The sequence below is a fragment of the Trabulsiella odontotermitis genome (assembly GCF_001188485.1).
In the GTDB taxonomy this organism is placed as follows: Bacteria; Pseudomonadota; Gammaproteobacteria; order Enterobacterales; family Enterobacteriaceae; genus Trabulsiella; species Trabulsiella odontotermitis_A.
Window position 1 is genome coordinate 77,394 of sequence record NZ_JNGH01000099.1, and the last position, 26,370, is coordinate 103,763.

Genomic DNA, 26,370 nt, shown 5'->3' on the forward strand with positions numbered 1-26,370 from the left:
AAAAAAATCACTTTCTGCAGGGGATACCACTATGGCAGACGATTCACTACGCACACCTGGCGCCGCTAACCCGCGCGGCGGCCTGGATGCTTACTTTAAAATTTCCGCACGCGGCAGTTCGGTACGCCAGGAGATCCTGGCGGGGTTAACCACTTTTCTGGCGATGGTCTACTCGGTGATCGTGGTTCCCGGGATGCTGGGCAAAGCCGGGGTTTTGCCGNGTGCTGGGCCAGCAAATTTCGATTCCCGTGGCGCTCGGCGCAGTATTCCTGATGGGGGTGATTTTCACCGCCATCTCGGTGACCGGCATTCGCTCGTGGATCCTGCGTAACCTGCCGATGGGGATCGCCCACGGTACCGGGATCGGCATCGGTTTGTTCCTGCTGCTGATTGCCGCCAGCGGCGTGGGGCTGGTCATTAAGAACCCGCTCGACGGCATGCCGGTGGCGCTGGGGGCATTTACCTCTTTCCCCGTCATGATGACCCTGCTGGGTTTAGCGATGATCTTTGGCCTGGAGAAAAGCAAAATCCCCGGCGGGATCCTGCTGACCATTATCGGCATCTCGATAATCGGGCTGATTTTTGATCCGGCGGTGAAATACCACGGGCTGGTGGCCATGCCGTCGCTGACCGATGAGAAAGGCAATTCGCTGATTTTTACTCTCGACATCATGGGTGCGCTGAAGCCGTATGTGCTGCCAAGCGTTCTGGCGCTGGTGATGACCGCTGTTTTTGATGCGACCGGCACCATTCGCGCCGTCGCCGGACAGGCCAATCTGCTTGATGAAGACAACCAAATTATCAATGGCGGCAAAGCGTTAACCAGCGACTCGGTCAGTTCCATTTTCTCCGGTCTGGTCGGTGCGGCACCGGCGGCGGTGTATATCGAGTCGGCGGCGGGAACCGCAGCGGGCGGCAAAACTGGTCTCACCGCGGTGGTGGTCGGGGTGCTGTTCCTGCTGGTGCTGTTCCTGTCACCGCTCTCGTATCTGATCCCCGGTTACGCCACCGCACCCGCGCTGATGTACGTCGGGCTGCTGATGCTCAGTAACGTCTCGAAGCTGGACTTTAACGACTTTATTGATGCGATGTCGGGGCTGGTGTGTGCGGTGTTTATCGTGCTGACCTGTAACATCGTCACCGGCATTATGCTCGGCTTTGTGACGCTGGTGGTCGGGCGCGTGTTTGCGCGGGAATGGCAAAAATTGAATATCGGGACGATCGCGATCGCGGTGGTACTGGTTATCTTCTACGCGGGTGGCTGGGCCATCTGACAAACGGCCCCGCNCTTCACTAATTGCTGCTTTTGCATTGCCGCGAGCTTTTCATCGGTCATGATGCTCAGCGCGGCCGTCGGGCAGACTTCCACGCAGGCAGGTCCGGCATCACGCTGACCGCACACATCACACTTCACAATAAACGGATGGCGGTTTTCTGCCGTCACGATGGTGATCGCCCCGAACGGGCAGGCCACCGCGCAGCTCTGGCAACCAATACAGCGCGAATCATCGGCGTCGACAGCCTCCGCACCCAGGGTCAGCGCCGCCACCGGACACGCCGCTACACACGGGGCGTTCTCACACTGGTGGCACATGACCGGGACGCTGAGCTGACTCAACCGCATCACGGTCAGTCGCGGCAATAACTGCGTGACGCCCGGCTCATGTTCCAGCGCACAGGCCAGTTCGCAGGTACGACAGCCGATGCAGTCGTCCGCGCTGGCAACGATAAAGCGTGTCATACCGCCTCCTTCAGGCGAAAACTCGCCAGCATCTCCTGAGCGGCCTGCCTGCCCGCCGCCATCGCCGTGACGACAAGATCCGCGCCGTGTACGGCGTCACCGCCCGCGTAGATTTTTGCGTTAGTGGTTTGTGTGCTCGCCCGGCCTTTGCCGCCGGTGATGATTTGCCCCCAGCGATCCAGCTCGACGCCATGCCCCTGCAGCCACGGCATCTCGTGCGCCTGGAACCCAAACGCCATCACCAGTACGTCAGCGGGAAGTTCGAATTCAGAACCCGCCACCGGACGCGGACGTCGTCGACCATCCGGCCCCGGCTCGCCCATTTCGGTACGGATCAGCCCGACCGCCGNNATGTATTTGGGTTGCACATTGAAGAGGAACTCGACACCCTCTTCGCGGGCGTTCACTACCTCTTTTTTCGAGCCAGGCATGCTCAGTTCGTCACGCCGGTAGGCGCAGGTGACGCTGGCCGCACCACGGCGAACGGAGGTGCGCAGGCAGTCCATTGCGGTATCGCCGCCGCCAAGTACCACCACGCGCTTGTCTTTGATTTCGGTCAGCGGATATTCCGGGCTCTCGTCCAGCCCCATGACCTCGCGGGTACTGGCGATAAGATAAGGCAGCGCCTGGATCACGCCGGTGGCGTCTTCGCCGTCAAGACCGGCGGCCATCAGCCCGTAGGTGCCCACACCGAGGAATACGGCGTCGTAGTTCGCCACCAGATCGCTGAAAGACACATCGCGCCCGATGTCGGTGTTGAGGTGGAAGTGAATGCCCATCTCGCTGAAGATTTCGCGCCGCTGGCTCAGCACGGCCTTGTCGAGCTTAAAGGGCGGAATGCCGAAGGTCAGCAGACCGCCAATTTCCGGATGCCGATCAAAGACGTCCACCTGCACGCCCGAACGCGTCAGAATATCGGCGCAGCCCAGCCCTGCGGGTCCGGCGCCGATCACCGCCACCCGCTCAGCGCGCGGTGACACGGCGCTTACATCCGGTCGCCAGCCCATGGTCAGCGCCGTGTCGGTGATGTAGCGTTCGAGATTGCCGACGGTGACGGAGCCATGATGATTTTTCAGCGTACAGGCCCCTTCACAGAGTCGGTCCTGCGGGCAGACCCGGCCACAGATTTCCGGCAGCGAGCTGCTCTGGTGGCACAGTTCGGCGGCCTCAATGATTTTTCCTTCCTTCACCAGGCGGATAAAATCCGGGATGTGGTTATGCAGCGGGCAGGTCCAGTTGCACCACGCTTTTTGCGAGCAATAAAGGCAACGTGAACTTTCGTAGTCCGCCTCGTTGCCATCCAGCCCACGGTAAATCTCCTCAAAATGGGTTTTCCGCACTTCCGCCGGGTGCTTTTCCGCCCCTTTGCGCGGCGGTTTTTTCAGGAATTCACGGCTTTTCGCCACCACAGGCTGGGTGTTCTGCCCTTGCGCCGCCCGCCTTTGCCGCTCGCGTTGCAGCGTCTGTAGCCCGCTTTCATCCATCAGGCGTAGCGCCTGGGTGGGGCAGTTGGCGACACACTGTTGTTCCCCGGACGGGTGCTGCTGGCAGAGATCGCATTTCTGCGCCAGCAGCGGCGCCCTGCCCTCGCCCGACACCATTTCAATCGCACCGAACGGGCAGGCAATCGCGCAATTTTTGCAGCCAATGCATTTTGCCCTGTCGAGCTGAACGCTGTGGTTCTCAACACGCAGCGCATCGGTCGGGCAGGAGGTGACGCAGGGGGCATCGTTGCAATGCCGACAGGTGGTGGTATTGCTCGCCGTCTGTTGCGAGACGACGTGGATGCGGGGGGTAAACGCGTGGCGCGCCAGCGGCCAGGCATCCTGACTGTGCGATGTTACGCAGGCCACTTCACACACATGACAGCCGATGCACTCTGCCGCATCGGCGACGATGAACTTATTCATTCGTGTCCCTTTTCTTGTTTTTGATATCAGCAGGGAACGCAATGCAATAATCAGACGCTTTTTTCTCAGTGCATAAAACATGCACCGTTTTTGCGATGTACCTCAAAATTACGCCGAAAAGGCCAGCAACACGGCGGCAATAAAAATTCGCAAGTGAATCACTGAGCGAGTCAGAATGATTAATTTTCTCTCAATTTGAGAAAAGGACGTTTCCTCAACGGCTGGGACANNCGCACTCTACTCAGCCGATCTTGCAAAATCGCGCTGCGGGATAACAAGGAGATTTCGTTATGAGCGCCATTGATTCTCAGCCACCATCGGTCTCTGGCAGCCCCAACACAACTGATGAGGTGGATCGTATTCTGTCACCAGGGAAGTTGATCATTCTTGGGCTGCAACATGTTCTGGTTATGTACGCGGGTGCCGTCGCCGTACCGTTAATGATTGGCGACCGGCTTGGATTAAGTAAGGAGACGATCGCGCTGCTGATCAGTTCCGATCTCTTCTGCTGCGGCGTCGTGACGCTGTTGCAGTGTGTCGGCGTCGGCCGCTTTATGGGTATCCGGCTGCCGGTGATCATGTCCGTCACCTTTGCCGCCGTCACGCCAATGCTGGCCATCGGCATTAATCCTGACATCGGTCTGATGGGGATCTTCGGTGCCACCATTGCCGCTGGTTGCATCACCACTCTGCTCGCCCCGGTGATTGGTCGCCTGATGCCGCTGTTTCCGCCGCTGGTCACGGGTGTGGTGATCACCTCTATCGGGCTGAGCATCATCCAGGTGGGGATCGACTGGGCGGCAGGCGGTAAAGGCAACCCGGAATATGGCAACCCGGTGTATCTCGGCATTTCGTTTGCCGTGCTGCTGTTTATTCTGCTGGTGACGCGTTTTGCCAAAGGGTTTATGTCCAACGTCGCGGTGCTGCTGGGGATCGTCTTTGGCTTTGTGCTGTCGATGCTGATGAACGAGGTGAATCTCACCGGCCTGCATGACGCTAAATGGTTTGCCATCGTCACGCCGCTGGCGCTCGGCACGCCGGTGTTTGATCCGGTGTCGATCCTCACCATGACGGCGGTGATGATCATCGTGTTTATTGAATCGATGGGCATGTTCCTGGCGCTCGGCGAAATCGTCGGCCGCAAGCTGACCTCGCAGGACATCATTCGTGGCCTGCGCGTGGACGGCGTCGGCAGCATCTTCGGCGGGATCTTTAATAGCTTCCCGCATACCTCGTTTTCGCAAAACATCGGGCTGGTCAGCGTTACCCGGGTCTACAGCCGCTGGGTGTGTATCGCTTCGGGCGCCATTCTGATTACGTTTGGCATGGTGCCGAAAATGGGCGTGCTGGTCGCGTCCATTCCGCAGTTTGTACTGGGCGGTGCCGGGCTGGTGATGTTCGGCATGGTGCTGGCGACGGGGATCCGCATTCTGGCGAGGATCAACTACACCACCAACCGCTACAACCTGTACATCGTCGCCATCAGCCTCGGCGTGGGCATGACACCAACGCTGTCGCAGAATTTCTTCTCTAAGTTTCCGTCGGAGCTGCAGCCGCTGCTGCACAGCGGGATCATGCTGGCAACCATCAGCGCCGTGCTGCTGAACCTGTTTTTCAATGGCTACCACAAACACAACACCGGACTGGTGCCGGAAAACCCGAGTCAGCGCTCGCCGCGCACCGTGCGCATGTGGTTGCTGATGCGCAAGGTGAAAAAGAGCCAGCAGGAGGAGTAACCCATGAGCCTCCTGATTCGCTGCATGTTGAGCGCGCTGATCCTGATGTTAATGGCAATCCCGGCAGTGTCTGACAGCATTGCCCTCGCCATTGAGAGCCGCTTTCACTTTTTACTGCTGTTCCTGTAACACCCACGCTGCTGGCGGCGTCTGGCCGTCAGCAGATCACATTTCTGGCATCGAAAAATGACCTTATGAAAAATCATGTTATCATTCAGCCAGTAAATATCTTTTCATCTCGCTCCGAGGTTTTGATGCTGGAGATTGTAACCATCAGATAATCAGCTTGCCGACCCGCCCGGGCCGGACTGGTTATCGCTGCGCTTAGACATAACGCGAACACCTGCGGGTGTTGGCTCGTTTTTGCATACATGATGATTACAGGTATTTCTCAGCATGAATATTTCCCGTCAGGAACAACGTACCCTGCACGTGCTCGCCAAAGGCGGGCGCATCATTCATACCCGCGACGCCTCTGGCCGCGTCACCGACGTTGAGTGCTACACCCGCGAAGGGCTGCTGCTCAGTGACTGCACGCTCAGCGTTTTCAAAAAACTCAGAACCAAAAAACTGATCCGTTCCGTGAACGGGCAGCCTTACCGCATCAATACCACTGGCCTGAACCACGTGCGTTCCCAACTGGATAACCGCTAAGGAGAGTGAGATGAACGTGATGATTTCTGAAGCATTTCTTAACGACAATATGATGGGGCCGAATGCCCTGATGCTGGCCGACGAAGTGGCCGGTTCCCTGAACCTGAAACCCGGCATGCGGGTGCTCGATCTCGCCTGCGGCACTGGCCTGACCTCCCTTCATCTGGCCTGTCGCTACGGCGTTGACGTGGTGGCGATGGATTTGTGGATCGCCGCCGAGGACAACCGGCAGCGCTTCACCCAGTTTGGACTGGAGAAGCAGATCACGGCGTTGCATCAGGACGTCAACGACCTGCCCCGCGACCGCCCGTTTCCGGAAGACCATTTTGACGCGCTGATCAGCATCGATGCCTGGCACTATTTCGGTGCCAGTTCGCCGTTTTTCGATACCAACCTGGTGCCGTTTCTTAAACCCGGCGCGCGCGTGGCAGTGGTCGTTCCCGGTCTGAAAGCGCCCTTTACCGATGGCGTTCCACCTGAAATGGCGCCGTACTGGCAGTCAGGGATGAACTTTTTCACCGTCGACTGGTGGCGGCAGCTGTGGCAGCAGAGCGCTTTTCTCAGGATGGATCTCTGCGCCGAAAGCGAAGTGACAGACGCGGCCTGGCAATCATGGCTCGGCTGCAATCATCCCTTTGCTATCCGCGATCGGGGAATGATGGCGGTGGAAGCGGGCCGCTATTTTAACTTCACCCGCATGACTGGATGGATCGACAAGTAAATCAGCCCCCGCCGGAAGGCGGGGTTTTCCAGGGAGAGCATATGGATATCAGCGATATCATTTTTACCCGATACCCCACACCCCTCACCGCTGACGACGGCAAAATTCCGTGGGATGACGCCGCTTTCAGCCAGCGCATGCTGGACAATCATCTTTCTCAGGATCATGACTGGGCGAGCCGCAAACTGCCGGTGATTGAGCAGCAGGTAGCGTGGGTCGCGCGGGCGTCTCGGCTGCGGCCCGGGGTTCTACACTCAGCGTCTGACGCAGCGCGGTTTTGCCTGCACCGGCGTTGATTTTTCCCCGGCGGCGATCCATTGGGCACGTCAGCAAGCCCACCAGCATGGGCTCGCCATCAGCTATCATCAGCAGGATGTCCGGCGCTTTGCCCCGACACAGGCGTACGACCTGATCATGATGACTTTTGGCGAACTGAACGTGTTCAGCGCAGAGGATACGCGCGCCCTGCTCCGCCGCTGCGCATCATGGCTGAAACCGGGCGGAAAACTGCTGCTGGAAGTGCATACGTTCGCTGAGGTGAAACGCCAGGGGCTGGCGGAACGGAACTGGCAACCGTGCCCGGTGGGGCTGTTTCTCGACCGTCCGCATCTGCTGCTCACCGAAAACCAGTGGGATGAGACGACGCAGGTCAGCACCACGCTTTTCTGGGCGCTGGAGGACAACGGCGGCGTCACGCGTTTCAGTAGCCGGATGATGGCCTGGCGTGACGATGAGTATCAGCAATTGCTGGCGGAATGCGGCTTCAGCGATATCCGTAAAATCCCAGGCGAGGAATGGCCGGTCAGTGATACCTTTGACGGTAAATTATTAGCCCTCATGGCGGTGATGACAGGAGACTGAAGATGAAAATTGCCCACGTTGCGCTCTGGACCCGCAATCTCGACGCGCAGGCCGCATTCTGGCAGACCTTTTTCGGTGGCAAGGCGAATGAAAAATACCAAAGCCGCAACAATCCCGGCTTTGAGTCCTATTTCATTACCCTCGACGAAGGCCCGACGATTGAACTGATGACGCTGCCGACGCTGGCGGATGCCCCGGACAATAACGTGATGACCGGCTGGGCGCACGTCCACGGCGTTGCGGACGCCGTGCCTGAGGTGATACTTACTCGTCGAAGAACCAGTAACCCTGATTTACCAGTTCGGTCAGCTCGACCACAAACGCCGGGTTTTGCAGCGCCGCGCCCAGCTCGTTCTGGCTGATAGCGGTGTAACGGCACAGCGCATCAGCCGCCGTGGCGTCGACGGTATCCAGACGTTCGCTGTTAATAAAGACGCTGTCGCCAATGTGCAGCACCCGCAGTCCGCTCAGACGCGCCAGCGTTTCCCCGCCCATCAGCGCATCATAGATCTCTTCCGGTGCGTACGGCGGTTCCGCAGGCGCGATATCCAGCTCGTGGCGCGGCGTAGTGGCAAAGCGGCCAAACCACTGGGTGAAATCTTCGCGCTGGTTGATCATATCAATCATCATGTCGCGCAGACGGTCAAGTTCGTACTCTTCCACCCGACCCGGATGCTCACGACAGGTTAAATCCGGATCGCAGTAGTGTTCGCCGCCGAGATCGTTTTCCAGCGCGTAATCGGCAAAGCTGCTGATCAGATCACGGCCGTTCGGCCCACGGAAACCCACCGAGTAATTCAGCGCGGTTTCATGGGTGAAGCCGTCATGCGGGAATCCTGGCGGAATATAGAGGATATCGCCCGACTCAAGATCTTCATCAATGATCGGCGTAAACGGATCAACGTGCAGCAGCGCCGGATGCGGGCAGAACTGACGCATCGGCAGTTTATCGCCCACCCGCCAGCGGCGGGGGGGGCCGACGCCGCCACCCAGGACGGAGAAGGAGATCATCAGATCGTCCAGACGCCAGTCCGGCAGCACGCGGAACGGACGCACCAGTTCAGCGGACGGCGCATGCCAGTGGTTTACGGCCTGCGCCAGCAGCGACCAGCCGGTTTCCCCCAGGCCGTCGAAATGCTCAAAAGGACCGTTACTGGCCTGCCATTTACCGTCAAAATGCGTGACCAGACGGCTGTCGACTTCCGGCTCCATTGCCAGCCCGGCCAGCTCATCTGGCGTAATCGGATCGACAAAGCCCGGAAAGGCATTTTTCAGCACAACAGGTTGTTTTTGCCAGTATTTTTCTAAAAATTCCGGCCAGTTCAGATTCAGTTGATACGCCATAGCGGGTTACTCGTATGAAGAGGACGGGGGATTATAGTGAGACCCCACGCGATGCCGCTTTGTCATTGGTCAATGATCGGCTTACCAGCCCGCGATGTTTTGCGCAAAATATTGGATGTGGCAATACCTTTAGGATAAATCGCACGGGTTCGCGAGATATAAATCTCGTCATGAATTATCTGCGAGTTATAAATGCGTATATATCTCCACAGGGATTGTAGTGCTTTGAAGCCAATTTTTGATTTGATAGCATCCGAATCAGTTCAACGGAGGATCAATAATTAAATACGAAATGGTTATCTATTTAATTATTAATATGGACTTTGCTGGAACAAAACCAAGAGTTTTTAACAACAGAGCGAATTATTGATCGCGAGGTTATGACTCTTTATTTCTCAGGAAATTTGTACAAACAGGATATTGTTATGAATATGAATAAAGTCGCTATGGCTGTTGCTTTCTCTGCTGCTCTGGGTTCTATGTCAGTTCTGGCTGACACCACCAACGGGATGATTGAATTCCAGGGTGAACTGGTGAATACCGCATGCGGTCTGGCACCAAACTCCAGCCCGGTTACCGTTGATTTCGGCCAGATTCCTGTTTCTGCTCTGGCTAACGGTGCACGTGCGGGTAACGTTCATCAGAACATCGAACTGCAGCACTGTGATACCACTGTGGCAAGCAGCGCAATCGTTTCGTATACCCCAACCAGCCTCAACCCGACTGACGGCACGCTGGCGGCTTTCACCTCCGGCACAGCGTCTGGCGCGGGCATCGGTCTGCGTGACAGCGCCAGCCAGGATGTAGTCTGGGGCCAGCCGACCACCGCGGTAACGCTGGTTGACGGTACTAACACCATTCCGTTCGTGGCTTACGTGAAAGCGGAAAGCACCACGGCAACCGTGATGGCCGGTGCGTTCCAGTCCACCATTAACTTCCAGATCGATTACCAGTAATCCTTCAGAAGCCTGGCGTGCGGGAGCTGCTCCCGCACGTTATTCAGTGTGATGACCGCGTCAGGGAGGGACAGAATGACGATAAGCAAGGCACTCTTATTGCCCGTTTTATCATGTGCGCTGCTGAGTTCACTTCATGCTTCTGCCTCTACGGTGACGCCGGGTAAATTGTCGATGAGCGGTGAACTCATCGAAGCGGCCTGCGCGATTGACCCCGCCAGCCGCGATATCGAAGTGGAGTTCGGTGACGTCTCCGCCAGCCTGATTAATCAGAATGAGGAAGGTAACGTCACTCGTCCTTTTCTTGTCCGCCTTACCGGTTGTACGGTGGTGAAAAGCGGCAATGGCGGCTCGCATTTTCCGTATGCCACCGTGACGTTTATTGGCAATGCCACTGACTCTGATCCCACGACGCTATTAATTTCCGGCGCGGCAGACGGTTTTGGTATTCGTCTTCGCGACAGAAACAGCGAAATATTAACCATCGGCAAACCCTCTATGGGTTATGAACTGAGTGATGAAGATAACGTATTAAAATTCACTGCATCACTGGTACCGGTTCAACAACATATTAAAGCTGGCGAGTTCTATGCCATCGCCCAGGTATTTATGGATTACAACTAATAAATAAAATTAATTATTCCGTGGCGGGACGCTGAACTTTCTCAACGGATTTTTTTGGGACGAAAAATCATGTCGGTTACGTTAAAAACAAAAATAACGATAATTGCCTTACAGGTCATGAGCATCTGTTATGCCGCGACGGTATACGCTGATGACAGCGTTGAGTTTAATACCGACGTCCTGGATGCGGCGGACCGCACGCGTATCGATTTGTCCCGTTTTGCTACGGATAACTACGTCACGCCTGGCGATTACCTGCTGGATATCCGGATTAACGGCCAGCCGGTCGGTCAGGAGAAAATTCGTTACATCGACGCGCCGGAAGGCAAGAGCACGCTGCCGTGTATCAACGGCGATCTGCTGAGCAAGCTGGCGTTAAAAGAAGACGCGCGACTGAAAGTCGAGCAACGCTATGAAAACTGCTATGTCCTGCAAAGCCTGCCGGGGGCAAAATTAAGCAACTATGCCGGTGTGCTGGAAATCACCGTGCCTCAGGCATGGATGAAATACAACGACCCCAACTGGACGCCGCCCGAACGCTGGGATGAAGGCATTGCCGGTTTCATTTTCGACTACAGCCTGAACGGCCAGTTAACCCGCCAGTTTGATAACAGCGATAACTACAGCTCACTGTCCGGCTATGGCCAGGCGGGCGTGAATATCGGCGGCTGGCGTGTCCGCGGCGAATACCAGACCAGCTACTACAGCGAAAACCATCAGTTCGATTTCGACTGGAACCAACTCTACGCCTACCGTCCGCTGCCGATGATGGCCGCCAAACTGACGCTGGGTGAAATCTACCTGAACTCGCAGGTGTTCGACACGGTGCGGTTTACCGGGGTTAACCTCGCCAGCGACGAGCGCATGTTGCCGCCAGCGTTACAGGGGTACGCGCCAGAAATTCACGGCCTCGCCCGCAGCAACGCCAAAGTCACCGTCAGCCAGAGCGGCCGGGTGATCTATGAAACCACCGTCCCTGCCGGTCCGTTTAATATTCAGGATTTGCGCAGTTCAGTACGCGGCGTGCTCGATGTGCGTGTGGAAGAACAGGATGGCTCGGTCTCCACCTTCCAGGTGAACACCGCCAACATTCCTTACCTCACCCGTCCGGGCTACGTGCGCTACAACGTCTCCGGCGGTGCGCCGTCACGCTATAACCACAAAATTCAGGGACCGTCATTCCTCTCCGGCGATTTTTCGTGGGGGATCAGCAACGCCTGGTCGCTGTATGGCGGTTTGCAGTCTTCCGGCAGAGAGTACACGGCGGCCTCAATCGGTATCGGTCGCGACCTCAGCATCCTGGGCGCCATTTCTGTCGATGCCACCGAATCCTGGACCCGCAACCGCGAAGGCGAACGCCTCAAAGGCACCTCTTATAAACTGAGCTACGCGAAAACGTTCGAAGAGTACAACAGCTCGATCACCTTCGCCGGTTACCGCTTCTCGCAGGAAGATTTCCGCACCATGGCGCAATACCTCGATGAACGCTATCAGGGGTACGACCATCTGGGACGTGAAAAAGAGCTTTATACCATCACGGGTAACAAAACGTTCTGGGCCGACGAGCCGGGCAAAGCCACTACTGTTTTCGTGACCTATACGCACCAGAACTACTGGGACAGGCGTAGCCAGGATCGTTACGGCTTCGCGATTGGGCGCTCCTTCCGCATCGGCAATATCAGCGGCATTACCGCCAACCTGTCCGCGTACCGCACCGACTATAAAGGGCGCAAAGACGATTCCATCGCCTTCTCGATTTCAGTGCCGGTGGGCGACAACAGATGGGCGGGGCTTGATGTTCAGACCAACAACGGCAAGACCAGCCCGATGGCGTCTTACACCGACAACAGCGATTACAACAATCTGTGGCGCATTCGTGCCGGGGCCAGCCAGAGCGGCAATGCGAGTGTCGATGGTTACTACCAGCACCGTTCGCAGCTGGCTGAAATCAATACCAACGCCAGCTATCAGCAAAATCAGTACATGGCGATAGGCACCACACTGCGCGGCGGGTTTACCGCTACGCGTCATGGCGCGGCGCTGCACAACAGCGGCGCGACGATGAACACCGCCCGCGTGATGGTGGATACCAACGGCATAGGCGGCGTACCGCTCAATGGCGAACGTTCACGCACCAACAGCGCCGGGATCGCCGTGGTACCCGATGTGGTGAGCTACAACAGCTTCGATACCCGCGTAGACGTCGATGCGATGGATGGCGATATCGAGCCGTCGAAGGCCATCAGCACCGCGACGCTCACCGAAGGAGCCATTGGTTATCAGGCATTCGGCATGGCGAAAGGGATGAAGATGATGGGCACCCTGCGCCTGGCCGATGGCAGCGAGCCGCCGTTCGGCGCAGAAGTCTATAACGGCGATGGCGTCAGCGTGGCGATGGTACTGGAGAACGGCCAGGCGTGGCTGGCCGGGGTGAATCCTGACGAAACGTTGAACGTGATGTGGGGCGGCAAAAAACAGTGTCAGGTGACGATACCGCCAGGCACTACCGGTCAGCAGGCAGACACGCTGTTGCCATGCCGCTAAGCCGCATCAGAACAAGTTATCTTACTGTAATAAAAGGCCAAAAATGAGCAACAAACGACTTCACGGATGCTGGATGGCTGCCCTTGTACTGAGCGCGATCGGTAGCGGCGCTCAGGCGGGCGTTTCCCTCGATCGTACGCGCGTCATTATTACGGAAAAAGAGGCGTCATCGAGCGCGAATCTCTCGAATACCAGCCCGGATATCCCCTTCCTCGCCCAGTCATGGGTGGAAGACGAGCACGGCAAAAAGATCACCGCGCCGCTGCATGTACTGCCGCCGTTGCAGCGCATTAACGGCGGGGAGAAANAAATCTGCCGAAGGACAGAGAGAGTCTGTTCTATCTCAATGTCAGAGAGATCCCGCCGAAGCCGGATAAACCCAACACATTGCAGTTGGCCATGCAGTCACGCATCAAGCTGTTTTACCGCCCGGCGGCGGTGATCCCGAAGAGCAAAAGCGAGGTCTGGCAGGATCAGGTGGTGTTCCACAAGAACGGCACCCAAATGACCGCGCAGAACCCGACGCCTTACTACGTCACCATTATCGGGCTGTCGACAGCGGCGGGCAGCAAAATCACCCGCTTCCCTGGGATCATGATTGCGCCGAAATCCAGCCAGCAATTCACCATCACCGAGGCGGGCATCAGCAATTTTTCGATGATGTATGTGAACGACTATGGCGGTCACCCGGCGCTGAAATACCGCTGCGATGGCAACACCTGTAAAGCGTTGCCGCCTGCACAGCAGGGTTAATGAAGAAGGAACCTGACCATGCCACATAAACTTCCCTTACTTGCCCTGCTGGCGCTGGGTGTGACCTTTCAGACCTGGGCAGACGTTCCGTTGCTGCCGTCGCACAACAATCGGGATAGTGCCAGCGAAGAGAGCGGCATTGTCCGGTTTCATGGTTATGTGTACGCCTCTCCCTGCGTGCTGATGACACAAAGCCGCATTCAGGATATCGAGATGGGCGAGATCAGCGCCCGGCAGTTCCACCAGGCGGGCGATCGCAGCCAGCCGGTGCGCTTTACGCTGTACCTGAAAGATTGTCTGAAAGGCGCAACCCAGGCACGCAGCAGCATCGCGTCAAAAACCACCGGCAACGACTGGCGGGCGTACAGCACCGGTGAGCAGGCGGTACAAGTGACATTCATCGGCGAATCCGATATCAACAACCGTCATCTGATCCGCACCACCGGCACCACGCAGGGCGCGGGCGTTCGCCTGATGGACATGAAAGGCAACCCGCTGGACGTGAATCAGACCAACGCGCCGTACCTGGTGAACCCTGGCGACAGCGAACTGAATTTCCTCGCTGCGCTGGAATCCACCGGGCGGCAGGTCACCGCCGGTGAGTTCAGCGGTCTGGTTCGCCTGAAAATGGAGTATCTGTAATGAGACGGTCACTGAACCTGCTGCCTGGTGTTCTGCTGCTCACTTCGGCCGCCTGTCTGGCGGTGGACGGTGAGATCATCCCGGTGAACGGCACCTATGACTATTTGATCAACCTGGATAACCAGGACATTACCAATAACCAGGCCGGGTCCACGATTACCGATGAATTCGATCTGGCGGGAATGTTCCAGGGGCGGGCCTACTGTACGCAGCCAATGGTCAATCAGCCGGTCTATTTTATGTCGCAGGCGACGCTCAATCAGTCGGGCTCAGCGCCGGGCTATCTCAAGCTCAACGATTATATGGATGTCAAAATTGAGATCTATATCGGCGGCAACCTGCGGCAGTACATCACCGTCCCGTTCGAAAACGTCTCTAACCAGGTGGACCAGAACTACTGCAACGTGCCCAGCACCGTTCTGCAGAACGAATTCGCCTCCGGCGCCAGGGGGCGGGTGACCTTTATGATCACCAAACCCATTATCAACGGTGTCAATTTACGTGGCTCGGAGATCGCCAGGCTGTTTGGCCGCCTGGGGCCGGGGCCGATGGGGCAGACCGCGTTGTCGCGGATCACGATTGCCTCAGGCGTGCTGACCGTGCCGGACAAATGCACCGTCAACCAGGGGTCACCGATCGTCGTCGATTTCGGCACCATTCCCGGCTCGGGAAACCTGCTGGATGGCTCCCGTTACAGCCAGAACGTGCCTATTCATGTGAAGTGCGAAGGCGGGAGTTTCTCGCAGGGCGCGCTCAACATCAAACTTGGCATCCAGCAGCCCAACCCGGCGTTTGTGGACGGAAAATACCTGAGCACCAGCGGCAGTGTGGACCGTTCGGATCTGGGGATCGCCTTAAAAGATCGCCAGGGAACGCCGATCGCGCCAAACACGTTTTATAACGTTCCGGGCTTCACCAATAACGAAGGGGACTGGAATCTCACCGCGGCCCCCATCGCCAGAAGCACCACGTCGGTGATCCCGGAAGGTGAATTTCACGCGTCCGCGACGATCGTGGCTGAATTCCAGTAAGGAGGGAATATGAACCGACTGACGACCATCGTTGCCCTGCTGTTGACCGCCTCACTCCCGGCACCTGTGCTGGCGCTGGGGGAACTGATGGGCGGCGATCTCAGTTTTAAAGGGCTGGTGATCGCGTATCCGTGCAGCATTGCGCCGGAGTCTGAACGCGTGCCGGTGGATTTCGGTGAGATCTCCATCAAATCGCTGTACGGCGTCGGAAGAACCACGCCGATCCCGTTCGCCATCAAATTGCAGGACTGTAACCCGACGACGTTCAATTCCGTCACCGTGACGTTTAACGGCATTGCGAACACGGTGATGACGGACCGGCTGGCGATTCAGGCCACCGCGCCAGATAACGCCAGCGGCGTGGGCATCGGCCTGCTGGAAGCGGACGATACCCCGGTTCGCTTAGGGATCGCCACCAGCCCGAAGGCCATTACCGACACCGTGATGCAGCTTCACTTTCAGGCCTTCGTGGAAGCGGAGCCAGACGCGTTAGCGAACGGGACATTAACCACCGGGCCATTTACCGCCACGGCGAATTACACCCTGAATTATCAGTAGCGGCTCGACAGGGATCTGGAGCATGACGTATCAGTGTTTCATTTACGACAAGAATCGCTTTTTTTCGCAGGGGATAATCACGCTCACCCTGCATTTGTTCACCAGGGAAAACCCGTGTGTGTATGCCGCCTCGAATGATTATTCGCAACTGATGGCGCTGATGCGGGACAACAGTAGTCACGAACGGCACCTGTGGCTGTTTTGCGATCTGGACAGTCTGCCGCGTGAGCGTTTTCATGCGCTGCATTTAATGAAAGGATTTTGTCAGCATAAGAATAAAAAGCTCATTATTTTATTAAACGAACACAATATGCCGCTTTTTATTACGCTCTATTCGCTGCTGCCTGATGCGCACTGGCTGCACAAGCATGAGAGCCTTGAATATGCCCGACGTTTTTTTCAGGATTTATTACACAAACAGCACAATGGAAATTGCTTCAGCGACTCACTGACACAATATACGCACAACCGACTGCGTAACCACACCGATGATGCCATATCGGGCAATGAGTGGTGGCTGATGGAAGAAATTATCAAAGGGAAATCACTTTCACAAATTTCCAGTGAGGTGAATGTTGATGTGCGCCGGCTGAGTTATATAAAACGCCACTTAATGAAAAGGCTGAATATACGTAACAACATTGATTTGTTTGCTGCCATAAAAGGCATCATTCCCTGAGCAATTTTACCGGTGCAGTCCATCACCGGTAATTCGTTGCAAGCAATTGCATATAAACCACAACCTGGATAAGGAAAACAAAGATGAAAAAACTGACTGCATTTGAAGCTGCTGGCATCGTGGGTGGCTGCTGCAAGACCTGTGAAAGTGTGTACCAGAACGTGACCGTAGGCGGTGTCACCTCCTGTAAACTGGTTACCACCTGCAGCGACAAGCACGGCACCACCACCACGATGCAAAACGCGGATGCCAGCAAATGCGGCGGTATCCCGAACCGTTATCGTTAATTGGCACACCCCTGGGGAGCGTCTGCTCTCCGGGGTTTTCTTTTTCCCCGTTGCGAGATGATCATGGCTATTCAATTCAAACGTGCTGGTATTATTAGCTATTCCCTGTTTCTTATTATCGTCTCGGCATTGATGACGGTACTGTGTTATCACCTTTTTGTTTTTAATACCTTTGCGACGGACGACACCCAAACGCAGGCTCTGCGTGAGGTCAGCGCGGAACAGGTTAAAAACAGCCCCATTAAAGACGATAACAGTATTATTGAAGTGATGTCCTACGGCTGCCATTATTGCGCCGCTAATGAAGAAAATCTGACAGAATTTACCCGCACACTGCCGCCGGGTGCCGTATTTAAAACCATTCATATTACCAGCGACACCAATGGGCTTGCCGCGTACGCCCCGGTATTTGCCACGCTCGAAGAGATGGGTCTGGAAGAAAAGACTCGCGACAGCGCCTATAACGCCATTATTACACGCAACGTCAATCTGGCCGATGAACAAACCCTGCTGACCTGGCTGGTTAAAAATAATATCGACGTCAAACAATTTCAGGCCACCCGCCAGAGCGACGCGGTAAAAGCGCGACTGGCAAATATGGCGGAGATTACCCGACATTACGACATTNCGCGATTTCCCTGACTTTGCCAAACGGATGCAGCAGTTGCTCACCGGGGGAAAATAAGCGCCGTGGTCAGGTTTATTATTCTCTGGAGCGTGTTCAGCGTTAAAAACGGCATGGCGCGGCTTTACGGCCTGCGCCAGGATGTCGCGCGCGGTGAACTCGCCGCGCTGCGTAACATCGTGCGCTACGTGCCGATCGCCGTGGTGTTGGGCGTGGCGCGGGCGCTCTGCGCGCTGGGCCTGTGCGGGCGCGCGTTCCGTTTACAAAATGCCGTGGCGACGGAGAATTTCCGCTGCCTGACTGGCGAGACGTCAACGATTAACGCGGTGTGGATTGCCGTGCGTCGCCGCCTGCTGGAAGAGGCGGCGGCCNCAGCGCCGAACGGTATAACCAGCACGCCCGCACACTCGGCGGTGTTCAGCTCGATTACTGCTCGATTCATCAGGAAAACAAAACGCTCGCCAGCAACCTGATGTCGCTGATCGCCGATGTTGCCGCCGGCAAGCAGAACATGATCATCTTCCCGGATATCTCCCCCGACTACACCCTGCAAGCGGAAGGCGCGCTGGAAGCGAAACTGCCATGCCGCCTGTTTGGCCGTGCGGCGAAATTGCATCACGGGGTGGTGCGACTGTCCGGGGTGATCCGTGCGCAGGTGATTTTTTACCACCTCAGTTACGACCACGGCCTGCAGATCCACATTCACCCGCCGGTGGCGAATACCCGCAGGACTGGCTGCTCTGGCACAGCCATTCTCTCTATTTTATTAATCACTAAGCGCATCATGAAAAGCACGATCCCCGAAATAATTTATCAGGAAGAGACCAATGAGTGTGGCCTCGCCTGCGTGGCGATGCTGGCTCAAACCCAGGGGCAAACCGTCTCGCTGGAGACCCTGCGCGACCTGTTTCCGGCGTCTGACCATGGCACGTCGCTGGATTCGCTGATGGCCATTCTGGCGCGGCTGGGGATAGCCACCACGCCGGTATTGTTTGAACACCATGAGCTGAGCACGCTGCCGCTGCCCGCTATTTTGCACTATGGCGCCAGCCATTATGTGCTGCTCGCCTGGCGCAAAGGGAGTCACGTCTGCGTGATGAACCCGGCTGTCGGTNNCGCCGTGGTGCCGGGTATTTATCGCCTGATGCTGCTGACGTTCCTGGTCTCGCTTACGCTGTTCCTGATGCCCACGATGGTGAGCAACGCCATCAACCAGGCCTTCTCCAGCGTGGATAACAGCGACTTCCCCTACGGCTGGGTTATTCTNTTTACAGCCGTTTTACCGCCTGGCAGGTGGGGCTGCTGCAGAAAATTGAGCTTGATAACGGCCTGCGCTCCGACTGGGTGATCTGCGCCATCGCGCTGGCGATCATGTTCTGGATTGCCCCGGTGCTGGCGGCGATTTCGGCGGTGGGCGTGACCCTCATGGGGCTTATCAGCGTCTGGGCGGTGTTCCGCGATCGCTGGTACACCCAGCAGCTACAACTGAAAAGTGCAGCTCTCAACGATTTTTTTATGGAGACGCTGCAGGGCATTCTGACCATTAAAACCGCCGGAATGGAAAACCGCCGCCAGGCGCAGTTTGCCTGGTTCAGCCGCGATCTTTTCGCCTGCCTGCAGAAGCAAAAAGTCTATCAACAGGTGAAGGAAGGGCTTTATCAGCTGACCGGCAGCCTTGAGATGGTGGTGTTTATGCTGCTGGTGCTGCCGATGGTGCACAGCAAACTCATCTCGTTTGGCGACTTCTTTGCCTACAGTTTTCTGCGGCAGATTTTTACCTCTTACGTCACGCGGATCTTTTTCTCCATTATTCAGAAATCCCAGTTGCACGTGATTGATACCCGCGCGCACAGCCTGTTCCCGCAGGCCGAAGCCACCCGCGCGCCGTTGCTGACGGAGCCCGCGTCAACCGTACCTGATCTGCGTTTTGACGACATTTGCTATGACTACGATCCGGCAAAACCGATTCTTGATTCGGTATCGCTTTCACTGGCGGCTGGCGAGCAGATTGCGATTGTCGGCGAATCCGGCGCAGGGAAAAGCACCCTGTTGCGGCTGATTGCCGGGCTGTTCGCACCCCAGCGCGGGACGTGCTACGCCGGGGACNNCCTCGGTTCGCGAAAACATCACCCTGTTCGACGCCCAATATCGCGAACGGGATCGCCCGCGCATTGAATCGCTGCTGGCGTCGCTGGCGCTGGGCGATGTGGTGCAGGCGCTGCCGGGCGGCATCGACGCGCTGATCCGCGAAAGCCATGCCGCGCTCTCACTCGGGCAGCGTCAGCGCCTGTTGCTGGCGCGGGCACTGTACAGCGCGCGTCCGGTGCTGCTGCTCGACGCGGCCCACCGCCAACCTGGATGACGACACCGCCGCCGTGGTGATGGACGCCATTCATACCCACTGCCGCAACACCGGCAAGTCGCTGATTGTCGTCACCCACAGCGATCAGGTGCTGGCCGGGTTTCAGCGCATTTACCAGTTGGCTGACGGGCAACTCACCCGCCTGGTCAGCCCCGTAACCTCTCTGCCCGTGAAGAAGGAACTGACCGCATGAAGCGATGGCGTCTTAACACCCGTTGGTTACTGGCAGGGGGGGGTATTTTGAGAACCTGCATGTTGAAACGGTCGATACCGGCGATATCGAGAAAGAGGTGCTGGTGACCGGCATCCTCAAACCGGCGGTGCAGGTCAACGTCGGGGCGCAGGTCAACGGACAGCTGCGCAAGCTCTACGTACGGCTCGGCGACAAAGTGAAAAAAGGGCAACTGCTGGCGGAGATCGACCCCACCATTCAGGAGTCCGAACTGAATAACGCTGAAGCGCAACTGGCCAGCGCCCGGGCGCAGAAACGCGCCGAAGAAACCACGCTGCAGCGCTACCGTCTTGAATTCACTCGACAGCAGGCAATGATGCGCGACGGCTCCGGTGTGCGCAGCGATTTTGAACAGGCGAAAGCGCAATATGAAGCGCAGGTTCAGCAGATTGAGGTGAGCGATTCGCAGATTGTGCAGGCGGAAATGGCGGGAAAAAANGTGCTCGGGATCGTCACCCATGAGGGGCAAACCATTGTGTCATCGCAAATGGCGCCGACCATTCTGGTGCTGGCGGATCTCGACTCCATGCTGGTACAGACTCGGATCTCCGAGGCCGACATTCAGAAAATCCGCCCCGGCCAGCCGCTACGTTTTTATGTGATTGCCAACCCGGACAAACTCTACACCAGCACGATGGGGTTTGTGCAACCGGCACCACAGGAAGCGCTGGAAGAGCAGCAGCCTGGCAGCAATATGAATAATCAGCAGTCGAGCGCCGTGTACTACAACGGCACGTTTGATATTCCCAACACCCAACGCGAACTCAAAACCGCCATGACCGCGCAGGTGTTTATTCAGATTGCCGAAGCCAAAGGCGTGCTGCGCATCCCGGTGGCTGCGCTCGGCCAGGCGCTGGCGACGGACAGCTATCGGGTCACTCTCCTCGAGAACGGCAAAACGCAGCAGCGCACCATTCGGATCGGCATTAACGATCGCCAGTACGCAGAGGTGCTGGAAGGGTTGCAGGCGGGCGATCGCGTGGTGGTGGCGCAGGATACGGTGCAGGGGTAAGTCATGGAGCCGATTATCGCCTTACGCCACGTCTACCGTGAATTTACCGCCGGGACGCAAACGATCCCGGTGCTGACCGACATATCGCTGTCGATCGCCGCCGGAGAAATGGTGGCCATCGTCGGCGCGTCCGGGTCGGGGAAATCCACGCTGATGAATATCATCGGCTGCCTGGACAAACCCACCGCGGGCGAGGTGATCATCAACGGTACGGCGGTGCATAACGCCGACAGCCTCCGTCTCGCCGANNCGAAGAAAACATCGCCATTCCGGCGCTGTACACCGCCATGCCAGAAGCGCAACGCGTTGCCCGCACCCGGGCGCTGGCGCAAAAACTCGGACTTGAAGACCGGTTGCAGCACCGCCCGGCGCAGCTGTCCGGCGGGCAGCAGCAGCGGGTGAGCATCTGCCGGGCGCTGATCAACGGCGCGCAGGTGATTCTGGCGGATGAGCCGACCGGGGCGCTCGACAGCGTTAACGGCAAGGCGCTGATGGCGGTGCTCCACCAGCTCCACGCCAGCGGCCATACGGTCATCATCGTCACGCACGATCGCGACATTGCTNGAACAGGATAACGGGCGCGCCTCGCTGGGGCGCAGCGTGCATGAGTCGGTTCGCATGGCGTGGCGTTCGCTGCTCGGCCACCGGATGCGCGCGTTTCTGTCGATGCTCGGCATTATCATTGGCATCTCGTCCGTGGTGTCGTCGATGGCGGTGGGCGAAGGTGCGCGACAGGCGATCATGAGTGAGATCGGCAAGCTCGGCAATACCACGCTTGAAATTCGCCCCGGCACCGGCTGGGGGACCAAACGCCCGGACATGGAGCGCGCGCTGTCGATGGAAGATGTCAGCAGCCTGCAAAAGCTGCCGTGGATCTCAGGCGTGTCGCCGATGGTCAGCAGCATGACCCTCGCCGTACGCAAGGGCCTTGATTCTTCGATGATGCTGTCCGGGGTGTCGCAAGACTATTTTTCCCTGCAGGGGCTGCGGTTTGTGCAGGGCAACGGCTTTACCGCCCGCGACGTCGCCGACGGCGAACCGGTGCTGATCCTCGATGAAACCGGGCGCGATACGCTCTTTCCCGGCGGTGAAGATCCGCTCGGGCAAATCGTCCAGATCGCCGGTGCTCCATGGCGGGTGATTGGCGTGGCGACGAAACCCGGCCCGAAAGTGGTGGGCGGATTTATGGCGGCCTGGGTGCCGCATACCTCGCTCCAGCACCGTATCACCGGCGAAAAGCCGCTTGAAGCCATCACCCTGCGTTTTCAGGAAACCCTGACGCCACAGGCCGCAACGCAGAAAGCCGAACGGCATTTGATCCGCGAGCACGGCAAGAAAGATTTCTTTACCCAGACCGACGATCAGCTGGCGAACGCCCTGCAAAAAACCTCGGACTCTATGTCGTTGCTGATCACCACCATTGCGGCGATCTCCCTGCTGGTGGGTGGCGTGGGGGTGATGAATATCATGCTGGTGTCGGTCACTGAACGCACGCATGAAATCGGCATTCGTCTGTCCGTCGGCGCGCGCCCGCTGGATATCATGAACCAGTTTCTGATTGAGGCGGTGATGATCTGCGCCCTCGGCGGGCTTNCCCTCTTCACCGATGCGTTTTCGATGGTCTTCACCGCGTTTCCGGTGGTGATGGCCTGCGGGTTTTCCGCGCTGATCGGCCTGACGTTTGGCTATTTCCCGGCGCGCCGAGCAGCCCGCCTCAACCCGACAGAGGCACTGGCCCGCGAATGAAAATAACGTATTTTCTCCCTGCCCTGATGTTGCTGACCAGCTGCGGCCATGTCACCCGCAGCGATTATCAGCGCCCGCTGCTGTCGCTGCCCACCCAGTGGCAACCGGCGAGCGGTGTGGAAACGGCGCAAGCGGTTAAAAACTGGTGGCAGCGGTTTGACGATCCCCGGCTGTCGCGGGGGATNGCCGCCGGACTGACCCGAACGAATCTGACGCCGGACGTGGCGGTGAGCGGTTCGGCGAGCAACAGCAAAAACCTGCGCCGCAACCCCACGGCGCAGGAGACCTACAGCAGTGGCATCACCATCGGCTATGAGCTTGATCTGTGGGGAAAACTGGCGCGAACACGTGAGCAGAGCGAATGGGAAGCGGTGGCCAGCGAACAGGATTATGACGCGACGTTACTGTCGACCATCGGCACCACCGCCCAGCTGTACTGGAGCATCGCCCTCTACAACCAGCAGATCCGCAATCAGCTGGCGGGGATCGCCATTTCTGAACAAACCGTGCAGCAGGTGGATTCCTGGTATCGTGCCGGAAAGGTCGGGCAACTGGATCTACTGCAGGCGCAGCAGTCGCTGCTCAGCCGTCAGAATCAGCTTCGCGCGCTACAGCAGCAGCGAGATAACGCCCGCAACGCGCTGGCGCTGCTGCTGAACCGCCCGGCGGAGCAGCACGCTGACGAAACGACGATTCTGGATGCCCGCCAGCGGGTGCCGGTGCTGCAAAAAACGCCGCTGAATGTGATTGCCCGTCGCCCGGATATTCAGGCGGCGGAATCCCGCCTGCGTGCCGCGCTCGCCGGGTATGACGCCTCACGCCTGAGCTTTTACCCCACGCTGTCGCTGGATGCCGCGCTGAACGCCGGGAGCCAGATTTTCAGCCAGTGGTTCAGCGATCCCATTCGTACCGTCGGCGGCTCGCTGGCGCTGCCGTTCATTCAATGGAACACCATGACGCTCACCGTTAAGCAGGCGGATTTGCAGGTGAAACAGGCGGCAATCGCCTTTCGCAGCACGGCCTATGCGGCGCTCGCCGAGGTGGATAACGCAATGGAAAAACGGCTCAGCGCCGAAGAACAGCGGGCGCGCCTGCAGGCGTCGCTGGCACTGAGCCAGCAGCGTCTGTGGCTGACGGAGAGCCGCTACCGCGCGGGCGCGGTGGATTTTCAGACCCTGCTGGATGCGCAGGACGATTTGCTGACGCTGGAAAATTCGCTCGCGCAAACGCAATACGACTACCTCTACGCCACGCTGCAACTGTGGCTGGCGCAAGGGGGTGGCGAAACACAATACAGGATAACGAATGATGAACAGGAACAATGAGTTGAAGCGTGTTGTCGTCACCGGGTATGGCGCGGTCACCCCGCTTGGCGCGACGGCGGACGAAAGCTGGCAGGCGATCATGGAACATCGTCCGGGTTACCGTTACGTCGACAAAACCGCGCAGAATATCCACACCCATTTCCTCGGCCTGGTGGATAACGAGCCCGACCTCAAAGGCGTTCCCGCCGCGATTCGCCGTCGGCTTCCGCGCTTTGCCCGCCTGACGCTGGGGGCGGCGCGCCAGGCGATGGCAATGGCGTTTGGCAACGAACCGCCACAGACGTTTTATAGTCCCCTCGCCTGCGGCGTGATCATGGGCACCGGCTGGGCCGGGCTCGATGAAAGCTACGACGCGATTGATGAATTTTCCTCGACCGGGGTGGCCTCGCCGTTTAACTGTTTTTTCTCTATGCCCAGCGTCACCACTGCCGCCTGCAGCCAGTTCTGGGGGCTGAATGGCTATCAGAATACGGTGATTGCCGCCTGCGCCACCGGCACCATCGCCATTGGCGATGCGTTTGAAGTGATCCGCAGCGGCAGAGCCAGCATGATGCTGGCCGGTGCCGGCGAGTCGCTCACCAGCACCTGCGCCGTGTGGAACATCGATGTGCTGGGGGCGTTAAGCAAAGAGACTGAAGATCCGCAGCGAGCCAGTTGCCCGTTCAGCGCCCATCGTAGCGGGTTTGTGCTCTCGGAAGGCGCGGCGGTGCTGTGCCTTGAAGAACGCGAAAGCGCGCTGGCGCGTGGGGCGACGATCCTCGGTGAAATCACCGGCTACGCCAACTTCTCCGACGCCTGGGATTTTACCTCACCAGCGGACGACTGCCTTGCCCGCGTGCAGACCATCACCCATGCGCTGCAGCAGGCAGGGCTGGAGCCGCAGCAGCTTGACTATATCAACGCCCACGGCACCTCGACGCCGCTGAACGACATCAACGAAACGCAGTCGCTGAAGATTGCCCTCGGCGATGCGGCGTACCAGACGCCGGTTTCCAGCACCAAATCGTATTCGGGGCACCTGATCTCCGCTGCGGGTTGTTTCGAAAGCATCGTCTGTCTGCAGGCCATTGAACACGGCGTGATGCCCGCCACAGCGAACTATCAGCAGCCGGATCCGCTCTGCGATCTCGATTACATCGTCGAAGGTCATCGCCCTGCCGAACTGCGCCGGACGCTGAACCTGAGCTTTGGTTTTGGTGGCGCGAACGCGGCGCTGATCCTGGAGAAGCACGTATGATGTCGCTGCTCTACACCCTCGATGATGCCCACCGCTGGGCGGCATTTTCGGGGGATTACAACCCGGTGCATTTTGATGAAGCATGGGTGAAAACGCAGGGCGGCACGGCGCTGAGCGTACACGGCATGCGGGCGCTACTGGATATTAAGCGGGCGATAAGCCCGGCGGTCGACAGCGCGCCGTTTCTGAGATGTACCGCCCGTCTGCGCCGACCATTACTGCACGACACCACCTACATTCTGACGCACGAGGGGGTCAAAAAAGGGGCGGCGGTGATAACCGACGTTCTCGCCGGGCACGTGTTTCTCTCCTGCCAGTTGACGCCAGAAACGCGCTTTCCGACCGCCACCACGGAGAGCCGCTGTCTGCTGGATAACCCCACGCTGGTGGCGCTGCAGGAGACATTCCGGCCGCTGCTGCCAACGGCGCAACAGTGGCATTTTCTGGATGCGCTGCTGTTTCGCCATCTGATTCAGGACGACAGCCTGTTACGTCAGGACGCCATCGCGGCCATGCTGCCGCACTGCGCCAGCTTTGCCTCGCTGCTTTCACGTTACCCGGTGGTGCAGACCCATCAGGAAGTGGTTTTCGACAGCCAACTGCTGGCCCCCTGGCGTGAAGATGCGCTACCGGAATCCCTGGAAATTCATACTTTACCGGCTCTGCTGGTGGGCGATCTGCAGCACGGTGCCATTGTGCGTATCGTCGCGCAGACCCGTTATCAACACCACGATATCAGTAGCGCCATCACCCTGAAAGTTGGCCCCACTGCCGCGCAATAAACGAAGGA

19 protein-coding genes and 7 pseudogenes are annotated in these 26,370 nt (G+C 57.9%); 23 read left to right on the forward strand and 3 right to left on the reverse strand.

The features are described from left to right. Positions 1–31: 31 nt before the first annotated feature. A pseudogene (locus GM30_RS14590) lies at positions 32–1,274 on the forward strand (NCS2 family permease). On the opposite strand, the gene GM30_RS14595 reads toward GM30_RS14590, so the two are convergent. Continuing rightward, complete coding sequence (locus GM30_RS14595; protein WP_049849196.1) at positions 1,250–1,741, reverse strand: 4Fe-4S dicluster domain-containing protein; 492 nt, start codon at positions 1,739–1,741, stop codon at positions 1,250–1,252. The pseudogene GM30_RS14590 and the gene GM30_RS14595 overlap by 25 nt on opposite strands. Beyond that, positions 1,738–3,651 (reverse strand): formate-dependent uric acid utilization protein YgfT, encoded by a 1,914-nt coding sequence (gene ygfT / locus GM30_RS14600; protein ID WP_049849197.1) that lies wholly within the window; start codon positions 3,649–3,651, stop codon positions 1,738–1,740. The genes GM30_RS14595 and ygfT overlap by 4 nt, the downstream gene beginning before the upstream one ends. Positions 3,652–3,941: 290 nt before the next feature. Between ygfT and GM30_RS14605 the strand changes: the two genes are divergently transcribed. The 6 genes and pseudogenes from GM30_RS14605 to GM30_RS26765 all read left to right on the forward strand — a co-directional run bounded on the left by GM30_RS14605 (position 3,942) and on the right by GM30_RS26765 (position 7,985). After that, entirely contained in the window at positions 3,942–5,387 is a 1,446-nt protein-coding gene (locus GM30_RS14605; protein WP_049849198.1) for a nucleobase:cation symporter-2 family protein, read from the forward strand. 3 nt (positions 5,388–5,390) lie between these two features. Further along, positions 5,391–5,516, forward strand: coding sequence for a hypothetical protein (locus GM30_RS27595; RefSeq protein WP_274519063.1), 126 nt, complete (start codon positions 5,391–5,393; stop codon positions 5,514–5,516). 267 nt (positions 5,517–5,783) lie between these two features. Further along, the gene (locus tag GM30_RS14610) at positions 5,784–6,041 is read left to right on the forward strand and encodes a YjhX family toxin (protein ID WP_049849199.1); all 258 of its coding nucleotides are present in this window, start codon (positions 5,784–5,786) and stop codon (positions 6,039–6,041) included. 10 nt (positions 6,042–6,051) lie between these two features. Further along, entirely contained in the window at positions 6,052–6,762 is a 711-nt protein-coding gene (locus GM30_RS14615) for an SAM-dependent methyltransferase (protein WP_049849200.1), read from the forward strand. A gap of 41 nt (positions 6,763–6,803) precedes the next feature. Next, positions 6,804–7,605 (forward strand): annotated as a pseudogene (locus tag GM30_RS14620) (class I SAM-dependent methyltransferase); the annotation flags it as partial. 20 nt (positions 7,606–7,625) lie between these two features. After that, entirely contained in the window at positions 7,626–7,985 is a 360-nt protein-coding gene (locus GM30_RS26765; RefSeq protein WP_049849201.1) for a VOC family protein, read from the forward strand. On the opposite strand, the gene GM30_RS14630 is transcribed toward GM30_RS26765, so the two are convergent. Beyond that, entirely contained in the window at positions 7,888–8,967 is a 1,080-nt protein-coding gene (locus tag GM30_RS14630) for a ribosomal protein uL16 3-hydroxylase (protein ID WP_049849202.1), read from the reverse strand. The genes GM30_RS26765 and GM30_RS14630 overlap by 98 nt on opposite strands. Positions 8,968–9,392: 425 nt before the next feature. Between GM30_RS14630 and GM30_RS14635 the strand changes: the two genes are divergently transcribed. From GM30_RS14635 to GM30_RS14715, 16 genes and pseudogenes are all read left to right on the forward strand, one after another. Beyond that, entirely contained in the window at positions 9,393–9,923 is a 531-nt protein-coding gene (locus GM30_RS14635) for a fimbrial protein (RefSeq protein WP_049849203.1), read from the forward strand. Between the two features lie 75 nt (positions 9,924–9,998). Next, positions 9,999–10,547 (forward strand): fimbrial protein, encoded by a 549-nt coding sequence (locus GM30_RS14640; RefSeq protein WP_049849204.1) that lies wholly within the window; start codon positions 9,999–10,001, stop codon positions 10,545–10,547. Between the two features lie 69 nt (positions 10,548–10,616). Beyond that, positions 10,617–13,091 (forward strand): fimbria/pilus outer membrane usher protein, encoded by a 2,475-nt coding sequence (locus GM30_RS14645; protein WP_049849205.1) that lies wholly within the window; start codon positions 10,617–10,619, stop codon positions 13,089–13,091. Between the two features lie 43 nt (positions 13,092–13,134). Continuing rightward, positions 13,135–13,844: pseudogene (locus GM30_RS27270) on the forward strand (fimbrial biogenesis chaperone). Positions 13,845–13,862: 18 nt separating this feature from the next. Then, positions 13,863–14,486, forward strand: a complete 624-nt coding sequence (locus GM30_RS14655; RefSeq protein ID WP_049849206.1) for a fimbrial protein — start codon at positions 13,863–13,865, stop codon at positions 14,484–14,486. Beyond that, the gene (locus GM30_RS14660) at positions 14,486–15,517 is read left to right on the forward strand and encodes a fimbrial protein (protein ID WP_049849207.1); all 1,032 of its coding nucleotides are present in this window, start codon (positions 14,486–14,488) and stop codon (positions 15,515–15,517) included. The genes GM30_RS14655 and GM30_RS14660 overlap by 1 nt, the downstream gene beginning before the upstream one ends. 9 nt (positions 15,518–15,526) lie before the next feature. Next, on the forward strand, positions 15,527–16,075 hold the full coding sequence (locus tag GM30_RS14665; protein ID WP_049849208.1) for a fimbrial protein: 549 nt from the start codon (positions 15,527–15,529) through the stop codon (positions 16,073–16,075). A 118-nt stretch (positions 16,076–16,193) separates the two neighbouring features. Next, entirely contained in the window at positions 16,194–16,754 is a 561-nt protein-coding gene (locus tag GM30_RS14670; RefSeq protein ID WP_238158633.1) for a helix-turn-helix domain-containing protein, read from the forward strand. 83 nt (positions 16,755–16,837) lie between these two features. After that, a complete protein-coding gene (locus GM30_RS14675) occupies positions 16,838–17,041 on the forward strand; it encodes a DUF4762 family protein (protein ID WP_049849210.1) in 204 nt (67 codons plus the stop codon). Between the two features lie 690 nt (positions 17,042–17,731). Continuing rightward, positions 17,732–18,443: pseudogene (locus GM30_RS24515) on the forward strand (ABC transporter). Positions 18,444–18,450: 7 nt separating this feature from the next. After that, positions 18,451–20,221: pseudogene (locus GM30_RS14690) on the forward strand (ATP-binding cassette domain-containing protein). A 49-nt stretch (positions 20,222–20,270) separates the two neighbouring features. Continuing rightward, a pseudogene (locus tag GM30_RS14695) lies at positions 20,271–21,272 on the forward strand (efflux RND transporter periplasmic adaptor subunit); the annotation flags it as partial. A 3-nt stretch (positions 21,273–21,275) separates the two neighbouring features. After that, positions 21,276–23,018 (forward strand): annotated as a pseudogene (locus GM30_RS14700) (ABC transporter permease). After that, entirely contained in the window at positions 23,015–24,343 is a 1,329-nt protein-coding gene (locus tag GM30_RS14705) for a TolC family protein (RefSeq protein ID WP_049849212.1), read from the forward strand. The pseudogene GM30_RS14700 and the gene GM30_RS14705 overlap by 4 nt, the downstream one beginning before the upstream one ends. Further along, entirely contained in the window at positions 24,327–25,580 is a 1,254-nt protein-coding gene (locus GM30_RS14710) for a beta-ketoacyl-[acyl-carrier-protein] synthase family protein (protein ID WP_049849241.1), read from the forward strand. Before GM30_RS14705 ends, GM30_RS14710 begins: the two co-directional genes overlap by 17 nt. Further along, the gene (locus tag GM30_RS14715; RefSeq protein ID WP_049849213.1) at positions 25,577–26,362 is read left to right on the forward strand and encodes a hotdog family protein; all 786 of its coding nucleotides are present in this window, start codon (positions 25,577–25,579) and stop codon (positions 26,360–26,362) included. The genes GM30_RS14710 and GM30_RS14715 overlap by 4 nt, the downstream gene beginning before the upstream one ends. Positions 26,363–26,370 lie beyond the last annotated feature (8 nt).